This is a genomic window from Microbacterium sp. GXF6406, from assembly GCF_054798215.1.
The window spans coordinates 113,116-122,951 of sequence record NZ_JBSJZH010000007.1 but is presented as its reverse complement, the minus strand read 5'-3'; the positions used below and the strand labels follow the sequence as shown (position 1 = coordinate 122,951).

At 66.7% G+C, this 9,836-nt stretch carries 9 protein-coding genes; all 9 read left to right on the top strand.

What is annotated here, in order from left to right:
• Positions 1 to 348: 348 nt before the first annotated feature.
• The 9 genes from lepA to ACWAUG_RS06300 all read left to right on the top strand — a co-directional run bounded on the left by lepA (position 349) and on the right by ACWAUG_RS06300 (position 9,797).
• The gene (gene lepA / locus ACWAUG_RS06340; protein WP_298038409.1) at positions 349 to 2,199 is read left to right on the top strand and encodes a translation elongation factor 4; all 1,851 of its coding nucleotides are present in this window, start codon (positions 349 to 351) and stop codon (positions 2,197 to 2,199) included.
• A gap of 62 nt (positions 2,200 to 2,261) precedes the next feature.
• Positions 2,262 to 2,915, top strand: a complete 654-nt coding sequence (locus tag ACWAUG_RS06335; RefSeq protein ID WP_298038405.1) for a DUF1990 family protein — start codon at positions 2,262 to 2,264, stop codon at positions 2,913 to 2,915.
• The gene (gene hemW, locus ACWAUG_RS06330) at positions 2,915 to 4,141 is read left to right on the top strand and encodes a radical SAM family heme chaperone HemW (protein WP_460801856.1); all 1,227 of its coding nucleotides are present in this window, start codon (positions 2,915 to 2,917) and stop codon (positions 4,139 to 4,141) included. The genes ACWAUG_RS06335 and hemW overlap by 1 nt, the downstream gene beginning before the upstream one ends.
• A 55-nt stretch (positions 4,142 to 4,196) precedes the next feature.
• Complete coding sequence (gene hrcA / locus ACWAUG_RS06325; RefSeq protein ID WP_460801855.1) at positions 4,197 to 5,231, top strand: heat-inducible transcriptional repressor HrcA; 1,035 nt, start codon at positions 4,197 to 4,199, stop codon at positions 5,229 to 5,231.
• A 40-nt stretch (positions 5,232 to 5,271) separates the two neighbouring features.
• Positions 5,272 to 6,381, top strand: coding sequence for a molecular chaperone DnaJ (gene dnaJ / locus ACWAUG_RS06320; RefSeq protein WP_298038399.1), 1,110 nt, complete (start codon positions 5,272 to 5,274; stop codon positions 6,379 to 6,381).
• A complete protein-coding gene (locus ACWAUG_RS06315; RefSeq protein WP_298038396.1) occupies positions 6,381 to 7,109 on the top strand; it encodes a 16S rRNA (uracil(1498)-N(3))-methyltransferase in 729 nt (242 codons plus the stop codon). The genes dnaJ and ACWAUG_RS06315 overlap by 1 nt, the downstream gene beginning before the upstream one ends.
• A 58-nt stretch (positions 7,110 to 7,167) precedes the next feature.
• Positions 7,168 to 7,395, top strand: coding sequence for a DUF2510 domain-containing protein (locus ACWAUG_RS06310; RefSeq protein WP_298038393.1), 228 nt, complete (start codon positions 7,168 to 7,170; stop codon positions 7,393 to 7,395).
• A complete protein-coding gene (locus ACWAUG_RS06305) occupies positions 7,322 to 9,421 on the top strand; it encodes a transglutaminase domain-containing protein (RefSeq protein WP_460801854.1) in 2,100 nt (699 codons plus the stop codon). Before ACWAUG_RS06310 ends, ACWAUG_RS06305 begins: the two co-directional genes overlap by 74 nt.
• A gap of 28 nt (positions 9,422 to 9,449) precedes the next feature.
• Positions 9,450 to 9,797 carry an HIT domain-containing protein gene (locus tag ACWAUG_RS06300; protein ID WP_298038385.1) on the top strand — a complete coding sequence of 116 codons (348 nt, stop codon included), beginning with the start codon at positions 9,450 to 9,452 and terminating at the stop codon, positions 9,795 to 9,797.
• Positions 9,798 to 9,836: the final 39 nt, after the last annotated feature.

Here is a 9,836-nt window from a genome sequence, read left to right as displayed (position 1 = left end):
TCGCCATCACCTACCGCGCCGCCGCAGTCCTCCACGCTGCCCTCACCTGGGCAGCCCTATTGGGAGACATGCCCTAGCCAGCCGAGGGTGCGGCGCAGGAGATACTTGATCAAGTTCGTGTCTTTCTCTTTGCAGGCGCATTCGGGATCGGCCGGGAGGCGCTGAGTCGAGATTCAGTCAAACATCTTCGACTCGGTTGCGCGACCGATTCACCATTCAACGACTGGTACGGAGTCGGGTTTCCGCTGGCACCGAGTGTCACGGATTCGTACAGAGCAACCTCGAGAGACTATCACCGCAGTCGAGGAATCGAACATTAGGCGCCCCTGACCGTAGACTGGACGGGACATGTCTCCACGTGCCCTGAAACCGCTTTCGCCTTCCGCGACGCCGCCCTCGCAGATCCGAAACTTCTGCATCATCGCCCACATCGACCACGGCAAGTCGACGCTCGCCGACCGCATGCTGCAGATCACCGGCGCGGTCGCCGATCGCGACATGCGTGCGCAGTACCTCGATCGCATGGATATCGAGCGAGAGCGCGGTATCACCATCAAGAGCCAGGCCGTGCGCATGCCCTGGGAGATCGAGGGCGAGACGTTCGCCCTCAACATGATCGACACCCCCGGTCACGTCGACTTCACCTACGAGGTGTCGCGGTCGCTTGCCGCCTGCGAGGGCGCCATCCTCCTCGTCGATGCGGCGCAGGGCATCGAGGCCCAGACGCTCGCGAACCTCTACCTCGCGCTCGAGAATGATCTGACGATCATCCCGGTGCTGAACAAGATCGATCTGCCGGCGGCGGATCCCGATAAGTTCGCCAAGGAGCTCGCCGACCTGATCGGCGGCCGCCCGGAAGACGTCCTGCGCGTCTCGGGCAAGACCGGCGTCGGCGTCGAGGACCTCCTCGACCGTCTGGTGCGCGAGATCCCTGCTCCCGTCGGTGATGCGGATGCTCCGGCGCGCGCGATGATCTTCGATTCGGTCTACGACTCCTACCGCGGCGTGGTCACCTATGTGCGCATGATCGACGGAGCGCTGACTCCGCGTGAGCGCATCCAGATGATGTCGACCAATGCGCAGCACGAGCTGCTGGAGATCGGCGTCTCGAGTCCGGAGCCGATTCCTTCCAAGGGCCTCGGCGTCGGCGAGGTCGGCTACCTGATCACCGGCGTGAAGGACGTCCGCCTCTCCAAGGTCGGCGACACGGTGACGACCGCTCGCAAGCCGGCTGCCGAGCCGCTGGCCGGGTACACCGACCCGAAGCCCATGGTGTTCTCGGGCATCTACCCGATCGACGGCAGCGACTACGCGGATCTGCGCGAAGCGCTCGACAAGCTCAAGCTGTCGGATGCCTCGCTGCAGTACGAGCCCGAGACCTCCGTGGCGCTCGGCTTCGGCTTCCGATGCGGATTCCTGGGTCTGCTGCACCTCGAGATCATCACCGAGCGCCTCAGCCGTGAGTTCGGACTCGACCTGATCACGACCGCGCCGAGCGTGATCTACGAGGTCACGACCGATACGGGCGAGACGGTCACCGTCACGAACCCGAGCGAGTACCCCGATGGCCGGGTCGCCTCGGTCGCAGAGCCCATGGTCAAGACCGCGATCCTCCTGCCCAAGGACTATGTCGGCGCCGTCATGGAGCTGTGCCAGTCGCGCCGCGGCTCGCTGCTGGGCATGGAGTACTTCAGCGAGGAGCGCGTCGAGCTTCGCTACATGATGCCCCTCGGCGAGATCGTCTTCGACTTCTTCGACCACCTGAAATCCAAGACGCAGGGCTATGCGAGCCTCGACTACGAGCCCGCCGGCCAGCAGACCGCCGATCTCGTGAAGGTCGACGTGCTGCTCCAGGGCGACAAGGTCGACGCGTTCAGCGCCATCGTCCATCGTGAGAAGGCCTACGCATACGGAACGCTCATGACCGAGCGACTGCGCAAGCTCATCCCTCGCCAGAACTTCGAAGTGCCGATCCAGGCGGCGATCGGCGCGCGCATCATCGCCCGCGAGACGATCCGCGCCCTCCGCAAGGATGTGCTCGCCAAGTGCTACGGCGGTGACATCAGCCGTAAGCGGAAGCTGCTCGAGAAGCAGAAGGAGGGCAAGAAGCGCATGAAGATGGTCGGTCGCGTCGAGGTCCCCCAGGAGGCGTTCATCGCCGCGCTCTCCGGTGACGTCGAGGGCAAGGACAAGAAGTAGGCGTGGCATCCTCATCGCGTGTGGGGGTGTTCGTCCAGGACCGTCCCAGTAGTCTGGGTGTCATGCGGCGTGGGACATTCCGGGACGAGACGGTCGATTACGCAGCGGTCGGCGCAACACACGCCCCTGATCTGATGCAGTATCCGCCGGAGCGCAGCGTGCCGGCGGAGAACTCCTGGAGGATCGGCAGCGGCGAGGAGCGTTTCCGAACCGCCGGAGATGCGTTGCTGTCCTGGACGGCTCAGCGTGCCGCGGGTCTGCACGTCGAAGATGTGCGCCCTGCCGCCGGTCCTACCTACGCGGGCGTGAGTTTCGACGCCGAGGGAAACCCGGTTGCGCCGAGCAAGCGCGAAGTCGAGCAACGCTTCGACGCCGAGGGGACGCCCTTCGTCGGCCCGGGCATGACCCTGACGCTGCGCGGCCGCGTCTCCGGCATGCGCGCGGATGCCGAGCTGCGGGTCATCTCGGTGAACGAGGAGCCCCGTCGGATCGGCTTCGTGCTGGGCACGGTGGGCGGTTCCGTCGTAAGCGGCGAGGAGCTCTTCGAGATCGACTGGCGCGAGGACACGGATGAGGTCTGGTTCACCGTGCGCGCATTCGACGCGCCGGTGTCCGTGCTCTACCGTTTCGTTCCGGGGCTCGTGAAGCGGCGGCGCAAGGAGCTGTTCGACCGCTATCTGCGTGCGATCTCCCCGCTCTACGCGACGCCGCTCTGATGGCCGGTGCTCTGCCGCTCGGGGATCCTGCTCCGAGCGATGGTCGTCTGCCCGCTGATCTGCCGATCGATGCGCAGGTTCCATTCTCGGCGTATCTGCACATCCCGTTCTGCCGTGTGCGGTGCGGCTACTGCGACTTCAACACCTATACCTCCAGCGAGTTGCGCGGCGCCCGTCAGGACGATTACGCCGACACGCTCCGGGCGGAGATCGCGCTCGCGAAGCGGGTTCTGGGCGATGCGGGTGCGCTGCGCCCGATGGACACGGTCTTCTTCGGCGGAGGCACGCCGACACTTCTTCCGGCGGGCGATCTCGCACGGATGCTCGAAACGGCCATCGACGCCTTCGGGATCCGTGAGGGCGCCGAGGTCACAGTCGAGGCGAACCCCGACACGGTGACGGATGAGGTTGCGCGCACGCTCGCCGACGCCGGAGTCACCCGGCTCTCGGTCGGCATGCAGTCGGCCGTGCCGCATGTGCTGGCGGCGCTGGACCGCACGCACCGGCCCGAGAACGTCCGCGCAGCGGTTGCAGCGGCGAAGGGCGCGGGCCTCGAGGTTAGTGTCGACCTGATCTACGGCGCCCCCGGGGAGTCCCTCGCCGATTGGGAGGCTTCGCTGGATGCTGCGCTCGCGCTCGAGTCCGACCACATCTCCGCCTACGCCCTGATCATCGAGGACGGCACGAAGCTCGCCCGTCAGATCCGTCGCGGCGAGGTGCCGCGCCCTGATGATGATCTTCAGGCCGACATGTACGAGACGGTGGATTCCCGCCTGGCCGCGGCCGGCTTCGAGTGGTACGAGGTCAGCAACTGGGCGAGGTCGGTGCCGGGCGCCGATCACCGGTCACTCCACAATCTCGCCTACTGGCGGGGGAGCGACTGGTGGGGTTTCGGCCCCGGTGCGCACAGCCATGTCGCGGGTCTGCGCTGGTGGAATGTGAAGCATCCGGCAGCCTATGCGCAGCGGCTCGCGGCATCCGAGTCCCCGGCAGCGGGAACCGAGCGCCCCGATGCGGCGTCTCATCTTCTGGAGCGGGTTCTCCTCGAGACCCGCCTGGCGGAGGGCATGGCCGTCATCGATCTTCCGGAGGCGAATCGCACCCGCGTTGCCGGGCTCATCGCAGATGGGCTCGTGGACGCTCCGGCAGCCCTTCGCGGCCGGATCCGGTTGACGCTGAAGGGCCGGCTGCTCGCGGATGCCGTGGTGCGCGAGCTGACGGATTGAGCACCGGGGTAGAATTGGCACTCCGGGTATCTGAGTGCCAGAAGGGAGGCGCGACATGGTCACCGAGCGAGGACTCCAGGTTCTTCAGGCCATCGTCCAGGACTACGTCGAGACGCATGAGCCGGTCGGCAGCAAGTCGATCGTCGACCGTCATTCCTTCGGCGTCTCGGCCGCGACGATCCGCAACGACATGGCCCAACTCGAGGACGAAGAACTCATCACGGCTCCGCACACCTCCTCAGGTCGCGTGCCGACGGACAAGGGCTACCGGGTCTTCGTGAACCATCTGGCGCAACTGCGCCCTCTGTCCTCGGCGCAGCGCAATGCGATCGAGGGCTTCCTCACGGATCCCGCCGACCTCGACGACCTCATGGCGCGCACGGTCCGTGTGCTGACCCGTCTGACGGGCCAGGTCGCTCTCGCGCAGTACCCGTCGTTCGCCCGCGCGCACCTCACGCATATCGAGCTGGTGGCGCTCGCCCCGAACCGGGTCCTCGTCGTGCTCGTCACGGATGCCGGCGGAGTCTCGCAACGGATCGCCGGGCTGCCGTTGGATCTCGACGACGCCGAGGTCGCCGTGGTGCGGGCACGGCTGTCGGCCCTGCTCACCGGCCAGACGGTGCGCGAGGCGACCGACCGCGTGCAGGCGCTGCAGAAGGGCTCCGAGCCTTCGCGCATCGATGTCGCGGCCCGTGCGCTGGCGTCCGTGATCGGCGAGGAGCTCGCCGAGTTCCGCCAGGAGCGGCTCGTGATGGCGGGAGCCGCGACACTCGCGCGACGCGAACAGGACTTCCGCGGCAGCATCCACCCGCTCCTCGAAGCAATCGAGGAGCAGGTGACCCTGCTGCGGCTGATGAGCGAGATGGTGACCGACGAGCATGGTCTCGCGGCGAGCATCGGCGCCGAGAACGAACCGTTCGGGCTGCCCGAGGCATCCATCGTCGCGAGCAACTATCTGACTCCGGGAGGAACAGCGCGCGTCGGCGTGATGGGTCCCACCCGGATGGACTACCCGAGCAATCTCGCGGCGGCGCGGGCTGTGGCCCGCTACCTCTCGCGCATGCTCGACGAAGACGAGGCGCGCCGCTGAAGCGGTACGCGCGTGTGCACGCACACGCAGGAAGGTGATTGTGGCGGACCATTACGAAGTCCTCGGAGTTTCCCAGGACGCATCGACGGATGAGATCAAGAAGGCGTACCGCAAGCTCGCTCGGCAGCTGCATCCCGATGTGAACCCGGGGGAGGATGCGGCCGAACGGTTCAAGCTCGTCACGCACGCCTATGACGTGCTCAGCGATGACGACTCGCGTCGTCGTTACGACATGGGCGGCGGGGACGGCGCCGGCGGCGACTTCGGAGGGTTCGGCGGCTTCGGGGACATCTTCGAGACGTTCTTCGGCGGCCAGGGCGGAGGGCGCGGTAACCGCCCGCGCTCGCGCAAGGAGCGCGGACAGGATGCGCTCGTGCGCGTCACGATGGAGCTCGGCGACGTCATCTTCGGCGCGCACCGCGACATCGAGGTAGACACCGCGGTGCTCTGCGAGACCTGTCAGGGCGCCTGCACGCAGCCGGGCACTTCGCCCGCCACCTGCGACATCTGCCATGGCACCGGACATGTGCAGCGCCAGGTGCGGAGCCTCCTCGGAAACGTCGTCACCTCGCAGCCCTGCGGCAGCTGCTCCGGTTACGGAACCGTCATCCCGCACCCGTGCGGGTCGTGCCACGGCGAGGGGCGTGTGCGCTCGCGCCGCACCGTTTCGCTCGACATTCCCGCGGGCGTCGAGACCGGGCTGCGCCTGCAGCTGCCCGGATCCGGCGAGGTCGGCCGTGCCGGTGGTCCGAACGGCGACCTCTACGTCGAGATCTCGGTCGCCTCGCACGCCGCGTTCAGCCGCGACGGCGACGATCTGCTGGCGACGCTGGAGGTCTCGATGGCCGATGCGATCCTCGGCACCCAGACCTCGATCCAGGGCCTCGATGGCCAGGTCGATCTGGAGATCCGCTCGGGTGTGCAATCCGGCGACATCCTGACGATCAAGGGGCGCGGCGTGACTCCGCTGCGCGGCACGCAGCGCGGCGACCTCCGTGTCGCCGTTCAGGTCGTCACCCCGACGAAGCTCGACTCGGCGCAGCGCAAGCTCATCGAGGACTTCGCCAAGAAGCAGAAGGCACCGGCACCGCAATTGGCCCAGTTCCAGCAGGGACTGTTCTCGAAGCTGCGCGACAAGTTCCGCGGCTGATGGCACTGCACTTCCTCGCCCCGACCTGCACCGATGCGCGCATCGGCGACATCGTGGCGCTCACGGGAGCCGAGGCGAAGCACGCGGCCGTCGTGCGCCGGTTGCGGGTGGGGGAGCAGGTGACGCTCGGCGACGGGGCCGGCATCTGGCTCGAGGGAGTCGTGACCGATGTCTCCGCGTCGCTGGTGAACGTCGAGGTCACGGGACGCCGCGCACAGGACGCTCCGACCATACGTCTCTTCCTCGCGCAGGCACTCGCAAAGGGCGACCGTGACGAGCTCGCGGTGCAGACTTCCTGCGAACTCGGCATCGATGGTGTCATCCCGTGGCAGGCCACGCGCAGCATCTCCCGCTGGGAGGGTGCGAAAGCCGTCAAGGGACGCGAGCGGTGGGCGACCATCGTGCGTGAAGCAGCGAAGCAGGCGCACCGCGCCTGGGTGCCGCCGGTGGCGGAGCCCGTGACGACCGGTCAGCTGATCGCGGCATCCGAGGGGCGGCGGATGCTGGTGCTCGATCCGACGGCGACGACGAAGCTCTCACAGATCCGGGCGGATGAGCGCGACATGGTCCTGATCGTGGGGCCCGAGGGCGGCATCGCTCCGGAGGAGCTCGCGAAGTTCGACGAGGCCGGGGCCGAGAGGGTGCTGCTGGGCGACACGGTCGTGCGTACATCCACCGCGGGGCCGGCGGCCATCGCCGTGCTCTCGGTCGCGCTCGAGCGCTGGTAGCGGCGACACAATCCAACAGTGACGACGGGTGCGCCGATGCGCCTGTGAAGGGACAGCGATGACGGAAGCCGCAGCACCGGGCTGGTATGACGATCCGGCCGGAGCGGCGTCGTACCGTTACTGGGACGGCACGCAGTGGACCGAGTCCACGAGCGACGCGGAAGAAGCCGTCGAATCGGCGCCCGCCATCGCGCTGGAGGAGCGGCAGCGCCGTGTGCGACGGCATCGCCGGCATCGGTATCGCCGCGGTGATCGCGCTGATCGCGGGAGGACTCGTCGTCGCTGAGGCCATCGGAGGCCGGGATCCGAGCGGCACGGTGATCGCCGGCGGCTACGCCTGGGCGCCCGTGGTGGAGTTGGCAGCGGAGGAATCGCTCGAGGTGCCGATGCGCGTGGACCCGCGCACATTGCCGGATGGCGATGAGGACGGCGTCTTCGCAATCTTCTTCGACAGTGCTCTGACAGATTCGTTGCCGCACAACGATCTCTGGAGCGAGAAGGATCAGACGGTCGCGATCCGCCCGTGGGAGGACGCCGAGCTTCGTGTGAGCAGCGGTTTGCCTGAGCTGCTGCGAACGACGAGTGTGCCCTACTTCGATCCGGTCGCTGAGGAGCTCGAGGACGCCGACGACTGGATCCGCGCGTCGTGGATGAGCTATGAGACCTATTACGTCGTGCAGTACTACGACCGCGATGGCGAGCTCCGCGACACCCCGTTGGTGCACACCGTGCGCTCATCCGACCACGAGATGTTCTTCGACACCATCGTGCCGACCTTCTCGATGGTCGGCACCGGTGGCAGCGTGAAGGCCACCTGGAATGCGCCGGAAGGTGCCGATGACAGCACCGAATACTTCCTCATCAAGAGCGACATCGGTTACGGCGGGCACACGGGCCCCTCGGTCGTCGCATCCACGACAGAGACGAGCAGGACCTCGAAACCGCCGACGCACGGAGAGGCTCCGGAACGAACGTTCAGCCTGTTCTCGGGCTTCTCCGTCGACGAGACCGGCGGGTCGCTGTTCACCTACGAGGAGCCGGAGCCGCTCGCGCACATGGCGGTCGTCGCCGTCGGGGGCGGCAAGCACTCGCGGATCAGCTATATCGACGCGAACTCCGTGATCGGAGCCGTGCCCTTCGACAGCGCATACAACGCCTATCGCGACATGTTCGATCTCAGCGATAACGGTGATTTCAGTGCGACCCCGACGCAGTATCCGGTCACGACGCTCAACGGCGACACCATCACGATGCCGCTGCGTCTGGACCCGACGACGATCTCCCCGCACGTCGTGACGCTCGGGATGTTCCTCTCGGGCGATGAAGACGCGCAGATGACCGGCCTCGTGAAGGGGGCGGTACCGGGAACGGACTTCCGGGTGACCCTCTACACGCTCAAGCCGGACGGCGTTTCGGAAGCGGATTGGCCGGCACGCATGGCCGACTACGTCTCGGCGTACAACGAAAGAGCGTCCATGGAGATGCCGAAGACGGGAGCGGTGACGACGTTCGCGGATCTCACCGGATCCCCGAACAACGTGACTCCGTCGACCGTCGCACCGGTGAGCGAGTACGAGCTCTTCGCTACGGACGAGTTGACCCGGTACATCGCCGCGAACCTCGCCGCCAGCGAACAGGCGGTCGATCTGAGCGCCTACGCCGGGAAACCGGGTCTCCCCGCTCCGGCGGATGCGTACCGAACGGCCTACATCCAGAATCCGCTCATCAGCGCGGTCGTGGACAGCGCCGTCATCGAGAAAGAGATCCTCTACGTCACCTATCGCGAAGATGCCGATGCGGTGAAGAAGATCCAGTCCCGGCTGAGCGCCCTGGCGGAGGGCATCATCGCCGAAATCGTCGACGCCGGGATGAGCGATGCCGACAAAGCCGGCGCCATCAACGCCTGGATGGTCGACAACATCGAATACGACTACGAGACCTACACAGAAGTCTCGTCGAACAGCATCCTGGCGGAACCGGTCGGTGACCAATGGAGGGCATGGGACTCGCACGGCGCGCTGATCGACGGACTGGTGGTCTGCGGAGGATACGCCGACGCCTTCAACCTCCTCGCCCGCGAGGCGGGCCTGGAATCGGTGTACGTGTCCGGTAATACGGTCGGCGGCGCCCATGCGTGGAACCACGTCCTGATCGACTGGCGATGGAAAGCCATCGACACGACGTGGAACGACGGCGCGGACTCGACCCGCTATCTGCTCATCGACGAATCGGACTTCACCGGGATGGCGCAGCGCACGATCAACGACGCATGGCTTCCCGAGATGTTCCAGGAGGACTACGCCACCGAGTGATCGGACGGCGGTCGCCTAGACTGGGACCATGACGGAACCTTCGATCTTCACCCGCATCCTGCGCGGTGACATCCCCGGTGAGATCCTGCTCGAGACCGAGACGGTGTTCGCGATCCGCGACATCAACCCTCAGGCGCCGCTGCACGTGCTCGTCATCCCCAAGACCGAGCAGTACCGCGACGTGACCGAGCTCGCCGCCGGAGACGCACCGCTCATGGCCGACATGGTCGCCGCGGCGAAGCGCATCGCCGAGGAGCATGCGAACGGCGAATACCGGCTCATCTTCAACAACGGCGCCAGCGCCGCCCAGTCCGTCTTCCACGTGCATGCGCACGTGCTCGGCAATCTTCCGGAGGACCGGCTCATTGGCTTCTGACGAAAACGACCTCGTCACCGAGCGGCTCCTCGCCGACGG